The organism is Robertmurraya mangrovi, from assembly GCF_034427655.1.
GTDB classification, from domain to species: domain Bacteria; phylum Bacillota; class Bacilli; order Bacillales; family Cytobacillaceae; genus Robertmurraya_A; species Robertmurraya_A mangrovi.
On sequence record NZ_JAXOFX010000018.1, the window covers coordinates 1 to 23,223 of the forward strand.

Consider the following 23,223-nt stretch of genomic DNA (forward strand, 5'->3'; position numbering starts at 1 on the left):
CCGCTAAGTTTCAAAAGCAAGCTTTTAAAACTTCGCTCGACTTGCATGTATTAGGCACGCCGCCAGCGTTCGTCCTGAGCCAGGATCAAACTCTCCAATAAAGAGTAAGATTTAGCTCTTAAAATAATAAGATTAAACGTTGACGTATGATTCGTTCAGTTTTCAAAGAACAATCTTGGGTTACCTTCTCTCGAAGACAACTTTTATACTATAACATCCGCTTTACTTTTTCGTCAATAACTTTTTTAAAAAAGAATTGTTAAGATAGCGGAGTATCATCCTAACATTCTCAGTACTATTAGTCAACAAGTTATAAGTAAACACGAAAAAGGAATATCAGCTACAATTAGGAATTCCAAACTATTTCCTCTGCAGCAAGAATCTTATCTTAACAATTTAGCTCAACATATTCAACTGCGTATTTCTGGAAATTATCACTGTAATCACTGAATCTTAGAATAAAGAAGGAAAACAATTCACCTAATCTTGTTTACCTTTTATTCTTTAATATACTTATGCTACTTTCCCTAACTTTTCATTATTCTCGAAAAGAACCTATCAATCATAGCAACTAACACTACGACAACATAGAACGTAACTTTTCCATTTGCACAATTAATCCTGTTTTATTTTTCATTCCTTAGTTTAATAAATACAAAAACAATCCAATCTAAATACATATCATTGTTCTAACAAAACATTCGAAATTAAACACTTCTATATCCTAAACATTATAAATGGTGATAATTAATGAGAAATGCTTTGGATGTTTTAATAATTGGGGCAGGCTTATCTGGTCTATACTCGGCTTTTATCCTCAGCCAACAAGGAATAACAAATTTTAAAATCATTGAAGCCCAGGATCGCATAGGCGGTAGGGTTCATACCTTAAAATTAACGGATCAACTTTTTGTGGATTTAGGCGGGCAATGGATTAGTTCAAAACAAAAACGTATTTCTAGTCTTGTAAAAGCATTTCAATTTGAAACCATTCAATCCACGGACCATTCAACCTATGATTTATTAGGTAGAAGGAAAACTAGCTATGTGAAAATTCCTCCTATACCATTTGGTGGGTTATATGAATTATGGAAAACAAGGAACACGTTTAACAAGTTATTAAAAGAAATCCCATCTGTGCCTCCCTTTCAGTCTGAAACTCTCACTAAACTTGATCAATTTTCAATGGAGCAGTGGTTAAGTGAGCATATAAAAAACAAAGGTGTAACATCTTTTTATAAAATGATGGCACTAGAAGGAAGCTGTATGGAGCTGGAACAATTATCGATGCTTGATGCCCTATGGTGTATTAAAACTACAGGTTCGATCAAAAGTATGATGTCCGCGGAAGAGAAATGGCTTAAAAAGGGAACACAAGTGATTGTGGAGGAACTTGCCCGTCCATGCTTAGATAAAATTGTGATAGGTTCCCCGGTAAAAAAAATTATTTATAACGAGGACATGGCCATTGTCGAGACTAGTAAAGATACCTTCCAAGCAAAAAAAGTGATTCTTACTGTTCCTATACACCTTATTAATAAAATTTCATTTTCTCCACCGCTTCCGAAAGAAAAGTATAGACTTATCAGTTCACTCCCTTCCTCACATGTTATTAAGACCATTATTATGTATAATCAACCTTTTTGGAAAAAAGACAGTTTTAGAGGTACTTATCTTTCTGATAATAAATGGCTTCAACTAATTGTTGATACCTCTCAACATCATTTACAATATGGTGTCTTAACTTGCTTTACTACAGGCCCGAATGCTATTGAATTAAGAACATTTAGCATGGAACAAAGAAAGTCGACTATCCTACATTATTTAGAATCCCTATTAGGACTAGGAGCAAGAAACCCCATCGAATACATAGAGAAGGATTGGGATAAAGAAGAATGGACACAGGGAGGATATGGAACCCACTTTCCTCCAGAGATCTTATCCAATTATGGCGGGGCATTATTTACACCAATTGGTCCATTGCATTGGGCAGGAACAGAAACTTCAACGGAGTGGAGACTATATATGGAGGGTGCTTTACAATCAGGGGAAAGAGCTGCCTTAGAAATCCTTGATGAATTTCAAGAGAAGTAAGTAAATCTTAACTTATAAAAAGACCCACTCCTCTCAGTGGGTCTTCATTACTTATAAATACTTCCGATGAATACCTTTCCCATCATACGTATAAAGCATATTCCTACCTTCTATCACCGTTTCCATATGGACACTTCTTCCCCAAAGCTGCTGGATATACGGCATAACTTTCTCTAAATACTTGGTGTCCAACTCTATCCCTTCATACGAATGCTTAATATAGAGTTCCCCATTTTTTAAATAGTCCCCATCGGTTACGGTTAAATAAGGGAATCCACCATTTACCCTCATGTTCACTAATTGATCTCTCACATTTTCCCATGCCTTATCCACAACTTTATAGTCCTTACCTTGCTTTTGGAATAGATACATGTCTTCTCTCATGACCAAATCTTTTGTAAGGTAATTCCTTAAAAACGAAATATCTGATTCAATCTCACGTACTTCAAACATTTTTTCCCGGCCTGAGTTTGGCTTTACTCCACGCCTTTTCATTTCCTCTGTTGGATTATCGTAACGTTCTTCAATATCTTCAAAGATTTTTAAGCCCAGATAATACGGATTGATGCTCGTTCTTGACGGTTGGACTACTCCAGCGTTTAGCTTAGCAAATTCTAATGCTTCAGCCGAGGTTAAATCCATCTCGCGTAGAATTCTTTGATGCCAGAAGGAAGCCCAGCCTTCGTTCATGATTTTCGTTTCAAGCTGTGGCCAGAAATATAGCATTTCTTCTCTCATCATCGTTAAAATATCACGTTGCCAGTCTGTTAATTCCCTACTGTAACTCTCTATAAAAAGCAACAAGTCCTTTTCAGGCTGAGGAGGAAATTTTCGTTTCTTTTTCTTTTTATCCGATTTACTGTTTTTCTTATCGTCTAGGTTCCACAAGTCATCATATGGACTCGTTTGAGTTTGCTCTTCTTCCTCATATTCTGTATCTTCTAACGTCCAAGATAATTTAGGACGCATCAACGACGGATCAATATGTTCCTCAATTGCCAAAACGGCATCTAGAAATTTTTCTACCTCTTGTTTCCCGTGTTCAATTTCGTATCTTCTAACCCTCTCAGCTGTTGCGGACATACTTTCCACCATGTCACGCTTAGTATTTTGAAAACGTATATTATTTTTGAAGAAATCACAGTGAGCTAGAACGTGAGCAACAATGAGTTTGTTTTGGATTAATGAATTAGAATCTAACAAAAAGGCATAACAAGGATTAGAGTTTATAACAAGTTCATAAATCTTTGATAAACCAAGGTCATAATGAAGCTTCATTTTATGAAATTGCTTTCCAAAACTCCAATGGGAAAATCGAGTTGGCATTCCGTATGCTCCAAATGTATATATAATATCTGCAGGGCAAATTTCATATCTCATCGGATAAAAATCTAAGCCAAACCCTTTGGCAATATCAGTAATTTCTTCAATAGCATATTCGAGTGCCTTACGCTCCTCTTCTCTCATTCGTTTCTCCCCCTTAATATTAATCACGAGGCAACTAAGCAGTAGGAAAGGTAAAAAGTTATTAACAAATAGGAAAAGTACTTATCACAATGTATGAAAAAAAACTATAAATGATGAATTAGCCGTTTCAAAAAGAGAAAATTGCTCCATAAAAAAAGGCTATCCTCACTAGAGAATAACCTTTTTGCTTACTGATTTTGTTCTATTAAAGAAATATATAGATTTTTATCGTTTTTAGGATCATGTGACACTTTAACAACAACCACTTGAGGCTTTCCAGCTTTCATTACTTCAAATCTAAATGAATCAACTACCAGTTTTTCAGGAGATGTTTCTCTGCCTAAGTATTTATACTCGACCACTTCTTCACCAGGATAATCTTCTTTAACTACCGATGTAGCAATTCTTCCATATTTCGCATAACCTGGCTGTTGTTGCTCTGCATTTACTACTGGTACTAATAAAGAAACAGTCAGCAAAAGTGTAAACATTACTGATAGAACTCGTTTTAACATCATGTTACCTCCAGATTTTTTTTATTATTTTCTCTCTATAATCCTTTTTGATTCACGAGCTAACATAATTCCAACGAATTTATTTCTAGACCACTCTTCTTGAAAGGTTAAAAGTGGGGGATTCGTTTCTTTTACAATTGGACAAATCTCAATTGTCAGTGCTGGCCTATGAAAATTAGTGATAAACCAATCTGTGTATCCACCGCCGGACGCTTTTTTAGAAGGCTTCGCTAATCTATAACCGGTCAAATTTGATGTCTTTTTAGCAAAGATGTAGTCTCTATCTAAATGTTTTCCATTTTTGTATTCCCAATATATTTCTCGGCCGGAGGAATGATAAGCTACAGCAAGCAGCGGCTTTTTTTCTTTTGTAAAATCGGTCATTATTTTCACTTCTCTTGCTTGAACCGGCTTTCTCCCTTTATAAAATTGGTAAGATGGAAAAGCTGGCTTTTCGTTTAACTGGTCCCAGCCAGCAGGGTATTGTCTATTCAAATCAATCCCTTTTCCATTTGCTTTCCATCTTGAAAAGTCTTCCTTAAACTGATTAATCATTAATAGTCTCAATTGGTAATACTTTGGAAACTCTTCTATAAATCCTTGTTGAATGGTAACTCCATCAGGGTTAAGCATCGGTATAAACCAGATTGATACCTCATCTAAGATGCTAGTCGAATACTCTCCATAATCCTTCCCTTTTGAATAAGATTTTGTATATTCCTCTAACATCTTCATGATTAACGTTGTTGTAAGCCATTCTCTCCCATGATGGGAACCAATTAGAAAAATACTCTTTTTCCCCTTACCTAGCTTTGCTGCGTAAATTTTTCTTCCAAAATGACTTTTACCGATTACTTTAACCTCTAAATTTTTATGATACTTTTTCTGAATTGCTCTAATATCTTCTTCAAGTTTTTTATATGTATATATAACAGTTGGATCTACGATATCTTTTTTATCAGCCAAAGAGATACTTGGAAAAGTTAGAATTATAACCAAAGTCATGAACCATATTTTTTTCATTTGAACACCTTTTTCCCTCTTATTCAAATATTTAATGTGCCAAATAACGAAATTTATATTCAAATTTTTGAGAGTTAGATTTATTCAGGTAAATGTTGAAAAGCTTGATATATCAAAGTGTCAACATTTGCAAAGTGATTTTCTTAACGTTACTACATACAATAAAATCAACTCCTTAAGAGGAGGAGAGACGATGAATCAAGATTATGACCGAGCGTTATATTATACCCATCGATCAGAATGGGATAATTTATTGATTTTAATGGTCCGAACAAAGGATCAGTTCCTTTCGAAGAAGATTGAACACTTCCTTCACGCCTATAACTTTGAAAAAGACTATACAGTAATTGAAAAACATTTATATTCTTTACTTCGTTACATCGACCATGCAAACGAAAATTTGGCAAAAGATGACTTGCTTGATACAACTTACACCATGGGGTAATGGTTCAAAAAGAATTCCACCAAAAAAAACACGGTTCCTATTGGAATCGTGTTTTTTAAGGTTTCTATCAAATCGTTATTTCTTTATTTCCATTTGTGAAAATGCTTGAACATACATTTTTAATTCAGAAACTAAGTTATCTACCATAACAGCAGAATCTTCATTTAATCCATCCTCTTCATAATTAAAGCAATGTGGATCTAACACTAATTGTCTAGGAATGACATTTGCGTACACGCCTCTTCCTACCGTTCTCATATTATTTAAAGCGTTAATCCCGCCTTTGCCTCCACCAGCAACAACTAATAATGCCACTGGCTTATGAGCAAATTGATCACTTCCTAAAAAGTCAATGGCATTTTTTAACGCTCCGCTCATACCGCTATGGTACTCTGGAGAAGCTAAAATAACTCCATCTGCTTCTTTTACCTGTTCACGAAGTTTCTTTACAGATGCTAGTTGACCTTGAGACTCTTCACCATTATATAAAGGAATATCACTTGTACTTAGATCAAGTAAATCCATTTGATATTTTCTTGCCATAAATCTTGTAGCAATTCCAGTTCTCCCTTTTTGACGGGGACTTCCATTTATAATAAGTAATTTCATGATAATCTCTCCTTTTCTATACTCTCATTATAAGGTAGAGATCGACTTAGTAAAATCAGATATAAGGGGGAACTTTTCCTACTTACATGGTCTAATAGTTATTCGTTCTATCTACGACTTAAGTTGTAGTTTTATGACTGCACTATGCCGTTCCTTACCGCATATAGGGCTGCTTGTGTACGATCTCCTAAATTTAGCTTGGCTAATACATTTGATACATGTGTTTTTACTGTTTTCTCCGTTATAAATAAGGAAGTTGCTATTTCTTTATTGCTTTTACCCTTAGCAATCTCTTTTAACACTTCAATTTCTCTTTTTGTTAATTCTTCAAGTGATTTTTTTTCATCGTCTTTTTTATTCGTTAAATGAGATAATAAATGAGAAGTAGCCTTAGGATGGAGTTGATTCTCACCATTCTTTAGTTGGATGATTGCCTTAACTAATTCATCCGGCTCGATGTCTTTCAATTGGTATCCTGATGCCCCTGCTTCTATAGCTGGGATTACGTGATCCTGATCTGAAAAACTTGTAAGAATCATGATTCTCACTTCTGGTTGCTTACTCTTAATGACTTTCGTTGCTTCTATGCCGTTCATAATTGGCATATCTAAATCCATTAAAATCATATCTGGTTTAAGTGATTCTGACATTTGAATGGCTTCTTGACCGTTTTTTGCTTCCCCTACCACTTCAATTTCTGATTGTGTTTTTAGAAAAAAAACAAGACCTCTTCTAACAACATGATGATCGTCTGCAATTAACAGTTTTATCGTCATCTTTCTCCCCCACCTTAGTTCGGAATGTGTATCTCTATAGTTGTCCCATCACCTGGCTTACTTTTTAAAATAAAGGTTCCACCCAAAGCTTCTGTACGGTCTTTCATGCTTTTTAAGCCCAGTGAAGGAAGCTCTTTATTTTCATCATAGTTGAATCCGCAACCTTTATCCGAGATCAACATTTTTACTTTTTGATTTTCAGAAATGAACTGAAGAGTAATATTCAATTCACCAGAGTGCTTTTTACAGTTGGCTAGTGCCTCTTGACCTATTCTCCAAAGGGTTTCTTCCGCCTTACATGGTAGACAGACAACCCCTTTAACCTCACTTATTACTTTTAGTCCCAACATTTGTCCATAGGCATTTAAGGCACTAATTAATCCATTCTCTAAGCCCCGGGGTCTTAACTGCCAAATGAGTGCCCGCATTTCACTTAAAGCTTCCTGTGACAAATCACGTATATAGGAAAAAGTCTCTTTAACATCCGGGTCGTTTGTCATTTCCATTCCGCCCCTTGCTGTAAGGCTTAACGAAAACAAAAGTTGATTAACTGAATCATGCAAATCACGAGCTAGGCGGTTTCGTTCAGCTGTTAAGGCATTTTCTTGTTCTCTAATCGTTAACATCATTCTTTTTAAAGCCGACCCTATTTGAAAAGCAATTGCTTCCAACAAATCTAATTCCTTTTTGGTGAAATGGACCTTATGTGGAGAGCCTACATTTAAGATTCCAAATTTCTCTTGACCAACTCTAAGTGGAACTGAGGCATGATGGGTTAAACCATTTGTTTCTCCTGTTTTATACTCAATGGCGTCTTCAATTCTTTTACATTCAATAATATTTGTCGCTTTTTCTAACCTGCCATCATTATATCGATCAATGCACCAACAATCCCCGTTACACATAGGTTCACAATTACTAATAGATAAAGCTGGCGGCAATGTTTCTTGAGCACTTAACACGTATTTTCCTTTATCATCAATTAAAAAAATCCAACCGGTTTCTAACCCAGTAACATGCAATAATTTTTTCAGTACTTCACTTAATGTTTGGTTGACTGCCGTACCTTCATTTAAAAGCTCCGCAATCTCTTTTAAAATTTGAACTTCGGAAAGGCCCTGCTCCCGTATCACTTTTATTCCTCCTAAAAAAGGATTTTTTTCCATTATAACTTGTTTTTTGTTTCTTGACCTTAGTCATTTGCATGAAGATTCCTACAACTAAAGTAGGAGAATGGGAAGAATGATATAGGGGATATTTAAGAAGTAAAAATGTTTAGAATTCAAATATTTCAAAAAAAAAAAACAATAAGGGTGATCTAAAAAGATCACCCTACTGTTTAGTTTACTTCTGTTATGCTTTTCATTTTCCCGTCAACCGTATTCATAAAACCGTCTTCAATCTCTTTTAACTTTTGAATACTTTCTTCTAATGTACCGCTATTTACTCCAAAGTAAAACTTAATTTTCGGCTCGGTACCTGAAGGTCTTAAACAAACCCAAGAGCCGCCTTCAAAGTAGTACTTTAATACATTAGATTTTGGTAAATCAATGTTTTCTTCCTTACCTTCCACTACTCGAATACTAGTTAAATAATCTTCATGTTTAGTCACTTTTAATGTCCCTAAAGCAGTTAATGGTTCTCTTCTAAAAGAAGCTAAAGTTTGTTGAATGGTTTCAGCTCCTTCTTTCCCTTTTAAAGTAAGAGAACGAAGGCCTTCTAGATAAACACCGTACTCTCTAAATATTTCTAGCAGTGCATCATACAAGGACAAACCTTTTTTCTTATAATAGGCACAAGCTTCTGTCGCCAATAAAGCTGCTTGCACAGCATCTTTATCCCTAGCAAAATCACCTATTAAATAACCATAACTTTCTTCATAACCAAATAAATATTGATATTCACCCGTTTTTTCATATTCATTTATCTTTTCAGCAATAAATTTAAAACCAGTTAATACATCGATGGTTTTAACACCAAAGGAGGTAGCTATTACCTGTCCTAGCTCGGAGGTAACAATCGTTTTTAACATCACACCATTTTCAGGAAGTGTTCCTTTTTCTTTTTTATTCGTTAATATATAGTGAAGTAGCAAAGCACCCGTCTGATTCCCTGTTAATACAACATACTCGCCCTCATTATTTTTCACAGCAATTCCAAGACGGTCAGCATCTGGATCCGTTGCGATTAATAGATCTGCATCCACTTTCTTACCATCTCTAATCGCCAACTCAAATGCGGCAGATTCTTCTGGATTTGGACTTTTAACTGTTGAAAACTCAGGATCCGGAAGCTCCTGCTCTTTAACAATCTGTACATTTTTATAACCTAATGCTTCCAACCCTCTTCTAACCAACTTATTTGCTGTTCCGTGTAATGGAGTGAATACAATTTGAATATCTGATTCTTCACCAATTGACGGATTTTCTGAAATGGTTAATAGCTTTTCCAGGTAAGCCTGGTCCACTTCTTCTCCAATCATTTTAATTAAACCGCTCTCTAGAAAGTCTTGTTCATTTCCTACTTCAAGTAAAAGCTCATTTTCAATCTCATTCACTTTGGATATAACGATATCAGCACTTTCAGGTGGTAATTGCCCGCCATCCGGCCCGTACACTTTATACCCATTATATTCAGGTGGATTGTGGCTTGCCGTAATAACAATACCTGAAAAGGCGTTTAAATAGCGTAACGCAAAGGAAAGCTCAGGAGTTGGTCTCAATTCATCAAATACATACGCCTGAATTCCTCTAGTAGCTAATGTCTTAGCTGATTCCATGGCAAACTCTTTAGATTTATGACGAGAATCGTATGCAATCACTACACCACGTTTTTTTGCTTCCAAACCAAATTGCTCTATGTATGCTGCTAAACCGGCTGATGCTTTTCGAACCGTATAAAGATTCATTCTGTTCGTTCCCACACCTATTTCTCCACGCATTCCACCCGTACCAAATTCTAGGTTTTTATAAAATGCTTCTTCTTTCTCTTTATCATTAAGTTTTTCTAGTTGAGTTCGTAACTCTTTATCTAATGATTCATATTGAAGCCAAGTATCAGCTACTGTTTTCCAGTTCATTTTATACCCTCCTAAGGTTATTCTCCCTAATCTTTATTTAGTTTAATAAAGAGGAAAAGCTCTCGGGTCAAACACCATTACCACTAAAAAGAGCCTTTACTCATAAATTCTCTCTTTTAAAAGAGACTCCTGTAAAAATGATTCTCATAAATGTGACAAATATCGAGTAAACCTAAAAAAATCCAATACCTACTTAATATACTGTTTAAGCTCACATGATAGAATAAAAAAGATACGAAATCATTATACCTAACATTTTAACTAGAAAAAATCATTTCAAATATTTTCACTTCGATTGAACCTCTATGTTCACAATATCTTTATATATTACCCTAAGCTGAGAAATTTGAATAAATACTCTTTATTCCTTAGAATTAATAAAGAGGTGAAAAAATGAACGGGTTTGAGCGTAGAAAACTGAATAAAATGAATCAAATAAGACAAGCCGCTTTTAGCTTGTTTACAAAATACGGGATACAAAAAGTGAACATACAGGAAATCTCCAAGAAAGCAAATGTTTCTCAAGTCACCATTTATAATTATTTTGGTAGCAAGGACGAATTAGTTTACGATGTAATGAATAACTATTTGGAGAACCAATTAACAGACTTTATTCAATTAACACAAAGTCCTCTCTCTTTTGAAGAAAAAATGGAAAAACTCATTCATTTGAAAATAGAAAGCACTAAAGAGCTCAGTCCAGAATTTTTGAAGACCATTCTTACGGAGAACCCACAAGTGGCCAAGCTCTTTCAGGAATTTGCCTATAGTAAAACCATGCCTCTTCTATATGAGTTTTTAGAAAGCGGAAAAGATAGCGGCATTATTTCAAAAGACCTATCAAAAGACACCATTTTGTTTATCCTTAATTCATTAACAAATAGCGTCATAAATCAAACAAATCTTTTTCAGTCATCCGAACAAATTAATCGTTTTACAAAAGAGTTTATGCAGTTTTTCTTTTATGGATTAACAGGTAAAAAAGAATGACCTTGTGATGTAGTTAATATACAAGTAAACTAATTGGTCTTATAATAAGAAAATGTGTAAGAGTTCTGTTGAATTTAACCCTTTTCGATAATAGGGCCTAGCAGTAGATGTCTCTTACTTACTTAACTATTTAAGGAGAAACATATGGCGCAAAACAAAAACGACAAAAGAGAAAACATCCTATTTATTGCATGGGCCTCATCAGTGATTGCTATGTTTGGAAGTTTATATTTCTCTGAAATTCGTCAATACGAACCTTGCTTGCTTTGTTGGTATCAAAGAATATTAATGTATCCTTTCGTTGTCATTCTTGGAATAGCCACTGTAAAGAAAGATTTTAAAATCGCATTTTATACAATGATTTTATCCATTATTGGTGCTGGTATTTCACTCTATCACTACTCACTTCAGAAACTAGCTTTCTTAGCTGATACCGCTCCAGCATGTGGACGAGTGCCATGTACGGGTCAATACATTAATTGGTTAGGATTTATTACAATCCCGTTTTTAGCATTAGTTGCATTTATCATTATTTTTGTATGTAGCTATATGATTTGGAAAAAGACGAAGGAGGAAACACAATGAAAAAAGTAGCAATCTTCCTAGCTATTATCATTGCATTATTCGTAGGTGTTAGTTTTTTAACTAAAATGCAAAATGAGGAAAAAGTGGCTGATAATCCATACGGTAAAGACACCTTACACCCAGAAACCGTGAAACTATTAGATGACCCAAATTACCAAAACTTAATCTTACCTGATGAATTAGATAAAAGACTTGAAAACGGTGAAGATTTAACTGTGTATTTCTATGCTTCTACTTGTCCACATTGTCAAAGAACGACTCCAATACTGGCTCCTTTAGCTGAAGAAATGGGAGTAGATGTTGTTCAGTTTAATTTATTAGAATTTGAAAATGGTTGGGATAAATATTTAATCGAATCTACTCCAACACTTGTACAATTCAAAGGTGGTAAAGAAACGGCTAGAATCGTTGGCTACCACGAAAAACCAGAATTTGAAGCTTGGTTAAACGAAAATTCCAAGAAATAAAATAAAACCGCCTACAAATTCTTTGTAGGCGGTTTTATTTTATACTAGCAATTCATTAGCTGCTTTTGTATAGACACTAAATACGTTACGTTCAAAGTTGTTTTCCTCAATAAACTGAGAAAAATCAAAAGGGAAGAAAAGTCCATACTCTTTAAGTGTAGTCACATTTTTACAAAAAATATGCTGGTATTTGTGGGATGGCTTTGTCTCTAGAATAGAAATTATAGTTTGTAAACTAGTGATGACATGATAAGCTTCCTTTAATGTACCAAAATACTCAAAGTGTCTTGAAGTTGTATGTAATACCTTTAAACGTCTAAAACTGTCTATTTCATTGTCCGAGAAGTAAAGAGGAAAAATGTTACTATAAAAAGAATTTACTAATTCCCTTATCTTTTCTTCTTGGTCTGGTGTAGACGCAAAAACAATCTTCACTAATAACCCACCTTTGGTAATCTAATCGTAATAATATAAAATAAGAATAACACAAAAATTGATTTTAGAGGGTGGTAATTATCCCCACGTACCAGGTATTTTCTTACATTTAAAGAGACTTAGTGATTATTTTGTAAAATTTTCTTAATGAATACACAAGTCTTTCTGCCCATTTATTGTATATTTAAGCTAATATTGAGTCAATTTTTGTTAATAATCTAGGCCTTTACAAAAGAAGTTAGTTCTCTTTTGTTTGGATGTTGATTTCCGCTCCTGGTGCTAACTTTCCGCGGGGCGGTCGGGGAGCCTCCTCGGTGCTGTCGCACCTGTGGGGTCTCCCCTGGACCGCTGCTCCCGCAGGAGTCAAGCACCATCCGCTCCAATCAACACGGTTAAATAATAGGAGTAGCTTAGTTAATATCAAAACCTACTTAGTTAACATTATTCTTTAGACTGAGCCAATATACTCTATGGATATATTTACCTGGCCAACAAAAATTATTTGAATTCATTCAGTAGGATAGGAGTTAGTATGATAAAAACGAGTAAAAAAGGAGAATGGTTTGAGTTAGTTATTCCAGAGGAGTGGAGTAGCTATACGTTAGATCAATTATTAAGAGATCATTGGAAGGTTTCTAAAAAGCAAATTCATTTATTTCGTATGGAAAAAAATATTCTTATAAATGGACAACCACCTCAATGGAACCGTCCACTACAAACGGGCGATCCGTTATCAATTAAATTGTTCACACCCGAGGACTATGGGGTAATCCCACAAAACATAGATATCGATATTCTTTTTGAGGATGACCACCTGTTAATTGTGAATAAACCTGCAGGCATTGATACCCATCCTAACCAACCTGAGCAGTCCAATACCCTTGCTAATGCAGTTGCTTTTTACTTACAAGTAAAGGGAGAAAACCGACAAGTTAAACATATACACCGTTTAGATCGAGATACAACGGGTGCTATCCTTTTTGCCAAACACTCCTTGATAGGTTCCATTTTAGATAAAATGCTTGAGGAAAGGAAAATCAAGCGAACTTATTTGGCCCTTGTACAAGGATTGCTAAATAAGAAAAGTGGAACTATCAATGAACCGATAGGAGCTGACCGTCACCATCCAACTAGGAGGAGAGTTTCTCCACGTGGGCAGCATGCGGTTACTCACTTCACCGTTATAGACCGTTATAATAAAGAGAAAAGGACACTTGTTAAGTGCCAGCTAAATACAGGAAGAACACATCAAATAAGAGTCCATTTAAGTCATATTGGTCATCCATTATTAGGGGATGACTTATATGGAGGAACTAGAATTTATAAACGTCAGGCACTTCATGCAGTTAAAATGGAGTTCAAACATCCATTAACTATGGAAGAAATCGAATGTCATGCCCCCTTCCTTGACCAACCACCTATTTTCAAGAACATTGATCCTTATTCTATATAGAGAAGAAGCGTGTGCCTTCCATTGACACACGCTTCTGTTATGTGTGGACTTTATTTTTTTAGCCATAATAATGGTCTTTCTTCTTTAATCAGTTAAGTGGTTTTACGCATACCTCTCATAATCAAGCTTAGTAAAAACACTAAGATAATTGCTCCAATGAGGGCAGGTACAATGGAAAAATCGGCAACTTCAGGACCTCTGTTTCCAAAAATTAATGAACCTAACCACGCCCCAATAAATCCAGCAACAATATTTCCAATCACTCCGCCTGGAACATTTCTACCGGTGATTAAACCAGCTAACCAACCTATGATACCTCCAATAATTAAAGACCATAGTAAACTTAACATAGAATCAACCTCCGTTTTTTATTTGGATTAGAAACATTCGTAAGCTTGTTGTGCTTGTACTGTTTTATACCACCTGAGAACCTCCTTAAACATTCGACCTCTTAAACGCCCATTTAAAAGGTGGGACCCTTAGGATTACCCTTTAAAAAGAAAAGTTATACATCAAAATAATTCATTATAGACTCCATCAGAGCATTCTGATCCCTAAAAAACACCAAAGAGCGTCCACAAAACTGTGTGGACGCTCCATTTATATAAACGGTTAAGGTAACCGATATTTTAACTTGTTATTTATTTATTTATTCTCTTCCCGATTAAAAATTGTCCAAAACAAAAATTAGCAAAGATTTTTGTTTCTGAACGCCCAATTTTTCTACACTTTTAAAAGCATTTATAATTGACAATAAGAAGAAAAAAGTGGTTTTACTTGAACCACTTTTAGCAACTCCTAATAAACCATTTCAACATCATGATAATATTTAAATTCTAATAAATTATTCGAAGGGTCAATCAAGAAAAAAGTGACATGCTCCTCTCTTTTACCTTCAAACCTTACCATCGGTTTTTTGAAGAATGGAAGGTTATTCTCCGTTGCATATTGTAATAATTGATCAAATTCGCTACGATTCGTAAAAGTAACTCCATAATGGCGCGGATACATTTTCGGTTCTAAGTCGATTCCCTCTGGATTCAAATGACAAACGACTTGATCGCCAAAAAAGTTAAAAGTGACTCTGTCATCGTATTGTCTGGCAAGCTTACAACCTAATTTTTCATAGAAATCCTTTGTTTCCTCTAGCTCTTTACATGGGATGGCTAGATGGAACACTTTATTTGTTTCTCTCATCATTCATCACTCCTAAAATAAATGGAAAGTATCTGACCTGAGTCCTAAGCGAAGAGTTTCTAAAGGGATAGGATGGGAAAAAGGAATATTAGCAAGGTTTGCATTTGGCCCCACTAAAGAGATAAAATACGTTTGCATTTGTTTGGTTGGTGCCTCAAAAATAATATTTTCTACAGAGAGGGAAGACGAAAGAATAGCATCAATAATGTTCCCTTTAATATCCCCGTTACTTGCGCAAATGCCACTTGTTCCACTCTCCCTTGCCTCTGTAATTACTTTTGTAGATCCAGCTTCAAGGTCTTCTTGGATATATTCAAGCCATTGCTCCGAACTAATTTGGCTAGAGGCAGCACTGTCTTTATGCCCCACTTCACTTAATACATAAAACTCTTTTGAAAATTCTGAGATGTATTTGGCTTTTTCTTTGTTTGATAGTGGGTAAGTTCCATTTGAGATTTCAATGTATTTACAATCGTGAAAGCGGCAGTAATCGTAGTATTCTGTTAACTTATGTTGACTCAGAAACTTTTCAAATAATGTACCACCAAAAAAATAGTCAATAGCGTTCTCTTTTAAACAAGCAATTTTCTCTTCTAAAGTTTTAGTAACTAATGAAGTTCCCCAGCCAAATTTCACAAAATCAACTAACTCTGAATTAGAAAGAATGGTATCTTTAAAAGACTGTAGTGGAACTCCATTATCAATTAACACGGTAATTCCAGACGTTCTTGGCTTTACATTTCGTATGGGTAAATCTAGTTTTACCTTCATACATCAATCCTCTCAATCGTAGGTATTTCATTTTTCATATTCACTCTCATCACAAAGCTACTTTCTATTTCCTTTGTACAATAAAGCAAATCAGTAGAATTGAATTCAGGCATAGTGGAGTCAAAGAACTTCTTAGCTACCTCTGATTCATTAATTCTCTTAATTACATGTTTGGGAGTTACGTTCTCATTACCTTCAAGCAATCCCTTAATATACTCAGCACAAGCAAGATCATCATCACTAGTAGGATGAGATGCAATAATATGGACAGTAGAATCTTTTTTATCTCTTAAAAGCTTTTGAATATATCTAGCTGTTGTTCTTGCGTTAGAAAAGCCAGTCACAAACACATCATCTGCGTTAAGTGAGTTCAAGGTTGCCTTTACTCCGTTTGTCGTTCTTTGGACGAGCGTTTTCCTTCTTACTTCCTCATGTTGTATACGATAGGGAGAGTTATCTAATTGAAAACCTTCTATAGGTAAGCCTTTTATTTCTCCAGCCAACAGATAATCTTGATGATCATTTTTTATTTGGAAAGCCTCTTCAACCGATTTTACCAATAATATTTTATCTACTCCCTGTAGGAATGCATGATGCGCAACGGTGAATGCTCGGATTACATCAATCACAATATTCACAGTAGAATTCTCTAACTCTATCTCATTTCCTTGAACAATCTGTATATCCATTTTCACCCTCCTTACGAAAGACAACAAACCATTCGAAAACAGCCTTAACTAAAAACAAGTATATTCACCCAGCACCATAAAGGTACCTAGACCACTAGCAATTTAATTAGGCTATTTTATTTCACACTCTCTATAAAATTGAATAATCTGCCTATAGGTCTTTTAAGAGTATTAGGCTGTTTTATTAACCACTCGCGACAAAATTATCTCAAGTCACTTCAATGATCAACAGCCTGTTACATTAACAAAAAAGGTGGTGAAAACATTGTTAACATATGAAACATGGGATAACAATGAAGCCCTAAAAATAAATAATGAGTTAAAAGATTTTATGAATGTTCTTAAGTGGGCCTACCAGGAGTACCAAGACCAAATTGTTTATGCTTGCAGTTTTGGAGCAGAAGGCATGGTGTTAATTGATTTAATATCAAAAATAAATAAGAATGCTAGAATCATTTTTTTAGATACAGATGTCCACTTCAAAGAGACGTATGAATTAATTGAAAAAATAAAAAACAAGTACCCTACTTTAAAGATTGAGCTCATTAAACCTCGTTTAAGTTTGGCAGAACAAGCAGAACAATTTGGTGAGAAACTTTGGGAGGTAAACCCTAATCTTTGCTGCAAACTTCGAAAAGTAGACCCCCTCTCTTTGCAATTATCAGGAGTTCATGCATGGATATCTGGTCTAAGGAGGGATCAGTCTGATACTAGAAGGAATGTTCAATATATAAATAAAGATGATAAATTTAATATCATTAAAGTTTGTCCATTAATCCATTGGACCTGGGACGATGTTTGGAGCTACATTCGGATCAATCAACTACCTTATAACGAACTTCATGATCAAAATTATCCAAGCATTGGCTGCAAGACATGTACCATTCCAGTTGAGGATGAATTAGATTCTAGAGCTGGCAGATGGGCTAGTACAAACAAAAAAGAATGTGGCCTACATCAGGCTTAACACTCACTAGTGGAGGGTTGGAATTAATGACGAATATACAACCACATGGTGGAAAATTAGTACAACAATTTAAGCCCCTTAAAAAGGTGGACCCGGCACTGTATGGAATCGAACTAGATTCTGTGTCCCTTAGTGACTTAGAGTTAATTGCTATTGGAGCATACAGCCCCCTTGTTGGTTTTTTATGTAGAGAAGATTACGATTCAGTTGTCACCTCCATGCGCCTAACAAACGGTCTTCCTTGGAGTATCCCAATTACACTACCAGTAAATGCGGAAGATTCCCTTAATATCTCTCTTGGAGATGACATTAAACTAATGAAGGATGGAATGGTATACGGTAAGATGACCGTATTAGATAAATATATTCCTGATAAAAACTTAGAAGCCCAATTAGTCTATCAAACGACAGACCTTAACCATCCAGGGGTAAAAAGACTTTTTGAACGTCCCTCCATTTTTCTAGGTGGACCTATCACTCTTGTGAGAAGGCCCAAGAAAGATAAGTTTTCCGAATATTACTTAGATCCTTCTAAAACAAGAGAGAGGTTCCAGGAGCTAGGCTGGAAAACGATTGTTGGATTTCAAACACGAAATCCTGTACACCGGGCACATGAATATATTCAAAAATCAGCATTAGAAACGGTCGATGGTTTATTTCTCAACCCACTAGTAGGCGATACAAAATCTGATGACATTTCTAGTGATGTTAGAATGGAGAGCTATCAAGTCTTACTAGAAAACTATTATCCAAGAAATCGAGTCTTTTTATCGGTCTTTCCTGCTGCGATGCGCTATGCGGGTCCAAGGGAAGCCATCTTTCATGCATTAGTAAGGAAAAACTATGGTTGTACACATTTTATTGTAGGAAGAGATCATGCCGGGGTTGGTAATTACTACGGAACATACGATGCTCAAACGATTTTTAATCATTTTACAAAGGAAGAAATCGGCATTGACACATTATTCTTTGAGCACAGCTTTTACTGTGAAATATGCGAAAATATGGCGTCTTCCAAAACATGTCCCCACGAAAAAAGACATCACATACATTTATCTGGAACCAAAGTAAGAGAATTGCTTCGAAACGGGGAGAGACCACCAAAAGAGTTTAGCAGAAAAGAAGTTGCCGACATTCTCATTAAAGGAATGCGTGATCAACTGGTAAAATTCGGGGTAGATTCTTATGAGTAATCATATTGTTTGGCACCAGACTATTATAAGTAAAGGGGATCGGCAATCGATAAAAGGACATAAAAGCTGTGTACTCTGGTTTACCGGCTTATCCGGATCGGGTAAATCTACACTCGCTAATGCAGTAGAGCTTAAATTATTTGAGTTAAAAAAACACAGCTATATTCTAGACGGAGACAATATCCGCTATGGCCTTAATAAAGGACTTACATTTAGTAAAGAAGACCGCTTTGAAAACATTCGCAGAATTGGTGAAGTAGCTAAATTATTTGTCGATAGCGGCCAAATTGTAGTAACTGCCTTTATATCCCCATTCCGTGAAGAAAGGGAAAAAGTAAGAAATCTTTTTGAAGACGGAGAGTTTATAGAAGTTTTTGTTGATTGTCCATTAGATGAGTGTGAGAAACGAGATCCTAAGGGACTTTACCAAAAAGCAAGATCAGGAGAAATCAGAGAATTCACCGGCATTGATTCACCATATGAGGAACCCTTAAATCCCGAAATCACCATCCAAACAAAAGATTGCACCATCGACCGAGCAACCGAGATCATAATCAACTACCTAAAAGAAAAACAAATTATTTAACCGTAAAACTTTGCCAACGTAAATTATTAATCATTACGTTGGTTTTGTTTTTATAAGGGTCGCTACCTACATCGAAAAAAGATAGGCTAGCTCATTAAGAACAAATACACAATAGGTACATATCTTGTAGGGAATATTTCAGAGAAAAAAATCGTTCACCTTTTCTACCATTCATGCAACAAGCTTCTAAAAAATTGCTAGATAGAAAGAATCACTTGAAAAAATGTTTAAGAAAGAGGAAGGTAGATGACTGTTGAAATCATTACTGTCTTAGCTATTGTGGGTGTCATGCTCATTTGTCTCATTAGGGAGGTTTTCAGACCTGATTTTATTGTATTATGCGCTTTAGCATGCTTAATGTTATTTGGGATTCTATCCCCTGCTGATGCAGTTAAAGGTTTTTCAAATGAAGGAATGTTAACCGTTGCTTTGTTATTTATAGTAGCAGGTGCAGTCCAACAAAGCGGAATTTTCACCAAACTAGCAACAGTGCTAATGGGACATGGTGATAAGCCAAGATCCTCTCTTGCTAGGATGATGCTACCTATTTCGGCCCTTTCTGCATTTTTAAACAATACTCCCATTGTTGTAATGTTCACCCCAATTATCCGGAAGTGGTGTAAGGAGAGAAACATTTCTCCATCTAAATTCCTTCTTCCACTTTCATACGCTACTATTTTCGGTGGGACCATTACACTCATTGGAACTTCAACAAACTTACTAGTCCACGGCTTAATGATTGAAAATGGCATGAAAGGTTACTCTATGTTTCAATTAGCTATCATTGGGATTCCCGCTGCAATCTTAGGTATTTTATTTATGTGTACCATTGGTTATAAAATTTTACCTTCAAGAAAAAGCTCAGAGGAATTATTTCAGAATACTAGGGAGTTCCTATCAGAGCTTTTAGTAGAATCTCACTCTCCTGTAATTGGTAAGACCATTGAACAAGCGGGTTTACGCAGGTTAAACGGTATTTACTTAATTGAAATTATTCGTGCTGATGGAGAAAAAGTGGCTCCAGTAACGTCTCATCATAAAATTAAAAGTGGGGACCGCCTAATCTTTACGGGGTTAATTTCAACCATTGTTGAACTTCAGACAATGAAGGGATTAAGAGTAGACACAGGTTCTACTATTGAACTTGAGGACTTAAAAAATGGAAATCAAATATTACTTGAAGCTGTTATATCCCATCAATCCTCTTTAGTTCATAAATCTATTAAACAAAATAGATTTCGAATGAGATATGGCGGCGGAGTGATTGCTGTTCATCGGAATGAAGAACGGATTAATAATAAGGTAGGAGACATTGTACTACAGCCTGGAGACACATTATTAATCTTAGCAGGTAGGGATTTTATTAATCGTTGGGCTAGTTCAAAAGATTTTTATATATTAAATCCTGTTGAAAGTCCAGATGTAATGGACTATAAAAGTTCCATTATCTCCATTGTCACGTTAATCGGTATGGTTTTACTAGCAGCTTTTGAAATCCTTTCTATGTTTAAAGCGGCAGTATTGGCAGTACTAATCCTTTTCTTTACAAAAGCCATTACCATCGAATCTATTAAAAAATATGTCCAGCTTAATGTCCTGCTCCTCATTGCAAGTTCCTTTGGTGTCGGGATAGCTATTGAACAATCTGGAACTGCATCATTATTAGCAGAGACACTCATACATTATACAACCGGATTGGGTTTAATTGGACTAATCACGATATTATATTTAATAACAACTATATTTACCGAAATCATTACTAATAACGCAGCAATTGTATTAATGTTTCCCATCGCACAAGCAACCGCTCAACAACTAGGCGTTGACCCTATACCGTTATTTATGGCCATTACCATTGCAGCTTCAGCCAGTTTCGCAACACCGATTGGATATCAAACCAATTTAATTGTTTATGGTCCTGGGGGATATCGATTCTCAGATTATTTAAAAATTGGTGTTCCTTTAAATATTTTATATTTATTGGTTACCGTGTTTATTTGCTACTTTATCTTGCTATAAATATGACAAAAAACAAAAAGGACAATGAGATGTCCTTTTTATGTTGCATTCTTTTTGAAAACAACATTAAATATTAAACTTCTAAAAAGTACTTGGAGCCGAAGCGATTCTCCAACCATCTATCGTCTTTTTGAAGACCATTTGTTTTACTTCATAAGTAAAAGTATCTGAAATCGGAACTCTTAAATCAAATTGTATTTCAGTTCCAAAATCCCTCACTTGTATGACTTTTGCATTCTTCCTTGCTAGCATAGAGCCCCCATCCGCGTTAGGCTGTGCCATCCTTCCATTATGTTCAATAATGCGGGCACTATCCATAAAGGATTGAATAGCATCTTTCGTGTAGTCACTAGATAAATAATTTGTAAACTTCTCTAGAGTGTTTATATCTTCCCCTAAATAACGGTAATCCGTATCCTTATAAGGAAAGTTTTCTATTTCCCCAGACTCATTACTCGCTCCACCCATTGAAATGTGTAGATATTTTTCATAAGCATTCATTAGTCTGTTAATCACAATTTGGTCCTCTAGACTGTTAAATTTCGTAAAAGACGATCCTAGACGGACACTTTCAATGATATCTTCCATTACGGCCAAGGACTCATTAAATACTTCATACCCTTTACTACTACGGTTTTCAATAAATGGATGTTCGCTTGCCCTTCGTACCCCGTAAAGATGCTGTTCGGTTTCATGAATGACACTTAAAGTTGTATCATCTAAAGTAGGGGTAAAATGTTTAGAGTAGATTTCAATCGCAAATAGGAGGCCTTTTTTGTTTTGGTCATTTACATAAACGCTCAGGATGTATTCGTTCGATTGTCCTTCCACACCTTCAATAGAAATGTATGGATAAATGTTTCTCGGTATATTCAAAGTGAGATCTGCATCCTGGACATAGTATTGAACATCCTTATCCTTTAGTTCATCTATTTTATTTAAAATCGTTGCTTGAAGAGTTTGGAACTCGCTTCTTGAAGGAAAGAGCAAATCCAATGTCATCCCCTGCTCCACTGCTTTTATGGCTTCCTCCGGCTTATTAGCTTTTAATAGTGCGTCCGCTAAATAATACCAATAGTAAGGTGCATCCGGTACAGACGTCACCCTATCTTGATAAAAGTTAGCTACCTTTAAAAAATAAGAGGGATATAATTCTGTATCGGATAAGAATTCTCCCTTATTCCATCTCAGAATATCCACCAGGTAAACCTCAGCTAATTCCCTTTTCCAAACAGCTAATCTAAAGCTTCCAGCTGATTCTTCTTCTGATTCTATTAAATCTAATTCATGATAGTTAACCTGACTAAGCTTTTTTAATTCGTTATCATCCCAACTATAAATATCTAAAATATTACCAGCAGAAACTCCTACTTTCCAACCAAGAAGTAACTCTACTACCCCATCCCCTGTTATATCGGAAGCACTAGCCCAACTAATCTCGTAACCAATCCCTTTTATATGCTGAATTTCTTTCCATCCTGCTCCCTCTTTTTGTAATACAACCGCCCCAAGCTTATCAGCGTTCAATGCTGATTTGTAAAAAGTAATCAGCTCGTTTAAGCCATCATTGTCTAAATCTGCTTGAATAACCAAGTCAGTTCCTACCGGCTCATTAGGTACAGATAAATAGGTTCCCTGCGGAATAAATGCTTTTACTTTTTGAACCATATCCCCTTCAAGGTCACTACTAGCTTTAGCTTGCTTTGGTGCTTGAATTAAAGTAACAGGCTCAGGGAAGAAATTGCACCCACTTAAAATCAAAAAACTAACTAGAATAATAGCAGTTAAATATTTGTTCTTTTTCTTCATACGAAATCCCCCATTCTTCTTCTTTCACTTTACTTTTTTAAGAAGAAGAAGTCG

General features: G+C 35.5%; 23 protein-coding genes and 1 rRNA gene. 10 read left to right on the top strand and 14 right to left on the bottom strand.

Annotation, left to right across the window (positions count from 1 at the left end):
• Positions 1–101, bottom strand: a 16S ribosomal RNA gene (locus tag SM124_RS19615); the annotation flags it as partial.
• A 649-nt stretch (positions 102–750) separates the two neighbouring features.
• Here SM124_RS19615 and SM124_RS19620 point away from each other — a divergent pair.
• Positions 751–2,094 (top strand): flavin monoamine oxidase family protein, encoded by a 1,344-nt coding sequence (locus SM124_RS19620; protein ID WP_322448235.1) that lies wholly within the window; start codon positions 751–753, stop codon positions 2,092–2,094.
• 51 nt (positions 2,095–2,145) lie between these two features.
• On the opposite strand, the gene SM124_RS19625 is transcribed toward SM124_RS19620, so the two are convergent.
• From SM124_RS19625 to SM124_RS19635, 3 genes are all read right to left on the bottom strand, one after another.
• Positions 2,146–3,561 carry a SpoVR family protein gene (locus tag SM124_RS19625; protein WP_322448236.1) on the bottom strand — a complete coding sequence of 472 codons (1,416 nt, stop codon included), beginning with the start codon at positions 3,559–3,561 and terminating at the stop codon, positions 2,146–2,148.
• 188 nt (positions 3,562–3,749) lie between these two features.
• Positions 3,750–4,079, bottom strand: a complete 330-nt coding sequence (locus tag SM124_RS19630; RefSeq protein ID WP_322448237.1) for a DUF3889 domain-containing protein — start codon at positions 4,077–4,079, stop codon at positions 3,750–3,752.
• Positions 4,080–4,100: 21 nt separating this feature from the next.
• Positions 4,101–5,099, bottom strand: coding sequence for a M14 family zinc carboxypeptidase (locus SM124_RS19635; RefSeq protein WP_322448238.1), 999 nt, complete (start codon positions 5,097–5,099; stop codon positions 4,101–4,103).
• A gap of 193 nt (positions 5,100–5,292) precedes the next feature.
• On the opposite strand from SM124_RS19635, the gene SM124_RS19640 reads away from it, so the two are divergent.
• A complete protein-coding gene (locus SM124_RS19640; RefSeq protein ID WP_322448239.1) occupies positions 5,293–5,544 on the top strand; it encodes a YhdB family protein in 252 nt (83 codons plus the stop codon).
• 75 nt (positions 5,545–5,619) lie between these two features.
• On the opposite strand, the gene SM124_RS19645 is transcribed toward SM124_RS19640, so the two are convergent.
• The 4 genes from SM124_RS19645 to SM124_RS19660 all read right to left on the bottom strand — a co-directional run bounded on the left by SM124_RS19645 (position 5,620) and on the right by SM124_RS19660 (position 10,008).
• Positions 5,620–6,153, bottom strand: coding sequence for an NADPH-dependent FMN reductase (locus SM124_RS19645; protein WP_322448240.1), 534 nt, complete (start codon positions 6,151–6,153; stop codon positions 5,620–5,622).
• 131 nt (positions 6,154–6,284) lie between these two features.
• Positions 6,285–6,929: a response regulator gene (locus tag SM124_RS19650; protein WP_322448241.1), complete on the bottom strand. Its 645-nt coding sequence runs from the start codon at positions 6,927–6,929 to the stop codon at positions 6,285–6,287.
• 14 nt (positions 6,930–6,943) lie between these two features.
• The gene (locus SM124_RS19655; protein WP_322448242.1) at positions 6,944–8,062 is read right to left on the bottom strand and encodes a GAF domain-containing sensor histidine kinase; all 1,119 of its coding nucleotides are present in this window, start codon (positions 8,060–8,062) and stop codon (positions 6,944–6,946) included.
• Between the two features lie 206 nt (positions 8,063–8,268).
• The gene (locus SM124_RS19660) at positions 8,269–10,008 is read right to left on the bottom strand and encodes a phospho-sugar mutase (RefSeq protein WP_322448243.1); all 1,740 of its coding nucleotides are present in this window, start codon (positions 10,006–10,008) and stop codon (positions 8,269–8,271) included.
• A 393-nt stretch (positions 10,009–10,401) separates the two neighbouring features.
• On the opposite strand from SM124_RS19660, the gene SM124_RS19665 reads away from it, so the two are divergent.
• The 3 genes from SM124_RS19665 (at position 10,402) to SM124_RS19675 (ending at position 12,050) form a co-directional block, all read left to right on the top strand.
• Positions 10,402–10,998, top strand: coding sequence for a TetR/AcrR family transcriptional regulator (locus SM124_RS19665; protein WP_322448244.1), 597 nt, complete (start codon positions 10,402–10,404; stop codon positions 10,996–10,998).
• 144 nt (positions 10,999–11,142) lie between these two features.
• Positions 11,143–11,583 carry a disulfide oxidoreductase gene (locus SM124_RS19670; protein WP_322448245.1) on the top strand — a complete coding sequence of 147 codons (441 nt, stop codon included), beginning with the start codon at positions 11,143–11,145 and terminating at the stop codon, positions 11,581–11,583.
• A complete protein-coding gene (locus SM124_RS19675; protein WP_322448246.1) occupies positions 11,580–12,050 on the top strand; it encodes a thioredoxin family protein in 471 nt (156 codons plus the stop codon). The genes SM124_RS19670 and SM124_RS19675 overlap by 4 nt, the downstream gene beginning before the upstream one ends.
• 39 nt (positions 12,051–12,089) lie before the next feature.
• On the opposite strand, the gene SM124_RS19680 is transcribed toward SM124_RS19675, so the two are convergent.
• Positions 12,090–12,485, bottom strand: a complete 396-nt coding sequence (locus SM124_RS19680; RefSeq protein ID WP_322448247.1) for a YhcU family protein — start codon at positions 12,483–12,485, stop codon at positions 12,090–12,092.
• Positions 12,486–13,017: 532 nt separating this feature from the next.
• Here SM124_RS19680 and SM124_RS19685 point away from each other — a divergent pair.
• Entirely contained in the window at positions 13,018–13,938 is a 921-nt protein-coding gene (locus SM124_RS19685) for an RluA family pseudouridine synthase (RefSeq protein ID WP_322448248.1), read from the top strand.
• A gap of 92 nt (positions 13,939–14,030) precedes the next feature.
• Here the strand turns inward: SM124_RS19685 and SM124_RS19690 are convergent, their stop codons facing one another.
• The 4 genes from SM124_RS19690 to SM124_RS19705 form a co-directional block, all read right to left on the bottom strand.
• Entirely contained in the window at positions 14,031–14,288 is a 258-nt protein-coding gene (locus SM124_RS19690; RefSeq protein WP_322448249.1) for a GlsB/YeaQ/YmgE family stress response membrane protein, read from the bottom strand.
• 448 nt (positions 14,289–14,736) lie between these two features.
• Complete coding sequence (locus tag SM124_RS19695; RefSeq protein ID WP_322448303.1) at positions 14,737–15,135, bottom strand: VOC family protein; 399 nt, start codon at positions 15,133–15,135, stop codon at positions 14,737–14,739.
• A gap of 12 nt (positions 15,136–15,147) precedes the next feature.
• Complete coding sequence (locus SM124_RS19700; protein WP_322448250.1) at positions 15,148–15,906, bottom strand: phosphosulfolactate synthase; 759 nt, start codon at positions 15,904–15,906, stop codon at positions 15,148–15,150.
• Positions 15,903–16,595, bottom strand: a complete 693-nt coding sequence (locus tag SM124_RS19705; protein WP_322448251.1) for a 2-phosphosulfolactate phosphatase — start codon at positions 16,593–16,595, stop codon at positions 15,903–15,905. The genes SM124_RS19700 and SM124_RS19705 overlap by 4 nt, the downstream gene beginning before the upstream one ends.
• A gap of 256 nt (positions 16,596–16,851) precedes the next feature.
• On the opposite strand from SM124_RS19705, the gene SM124_RS19710 reads away from it, so the two are divergent.
• The 4 genes from SM124_RS19710 (at position 16,852) to SM124_RS19725 (ending at position 21,360) form a co-directional block, all read left to right on the top strand.
• The gene (locus SM124_RS19710) at positions 16,852–17,562 is read left to right on the top strand and encodes a phosphoadenylyl-sulfate reductase (RefSeq protein WP_322448252.1); all 711 of its coding nucleotides are present in this window, start codon (positions 16,852–16,854) and stop codon (positions 17,560–17,562) included.
• Between the two features lie 26 nt (positions 17,563–17,588).
• The gene (sat, locus tag SM124_RS19715; protein WP_322448253.1) at positions 17,589–18,755 is read left to right on the top strand and encodes a sulfate adenylyltransferase; all 1,167 of its coding nucleotides are present in this window, start codon (positions 17,589–17,591) and stop codon (positions 18,753–18,755) included.
• Positions 18,748–19,341 (top strand): adenylyl-sulfate kinase, encoded by a 594-nt coding sequence (cysC, locus tag SM124_RS19720; RefSeq protein WP_322448254.1) that lies wholly within the window; start codon positions 18,748–18,750, stop codon positions 19,339–19,341. The genes sat and cysC overlap by 8 nt, the downstream gene beginning before the upstream one ends.
• 246 nt (positions 19,342–19,587) lie before the next feature.
• Positions 19,588–21,360 (top strand): SLC13 family permease, encoded by a 1,773-nt coding sequence (locus SM124_RS19725; protein ID WP_322448255.1) that lies wholly within the window; start codon positions 19,588–19,590, stop codon positions 21,358–21,360.
• 81 nt (positions 21,361–21,441) lie between these two features.
• On the opposite strand, the gene SM124_RS19730 is transcribed toward SM124_RS19725, so the two are convergent.
• Positions 21,442–23,169, bottom strand: a complete 1,728-nt coding sequence (locus SM124_RS19730; protein WP_322448256.1) for a DL-endopeptidase inhibitor IseA family protein — start codon at positions 23,167–23,169, stop codon at positions 21,442–21,444.
• Positions 23,170–23,223 lie beyond the last annotated feature (54 nt).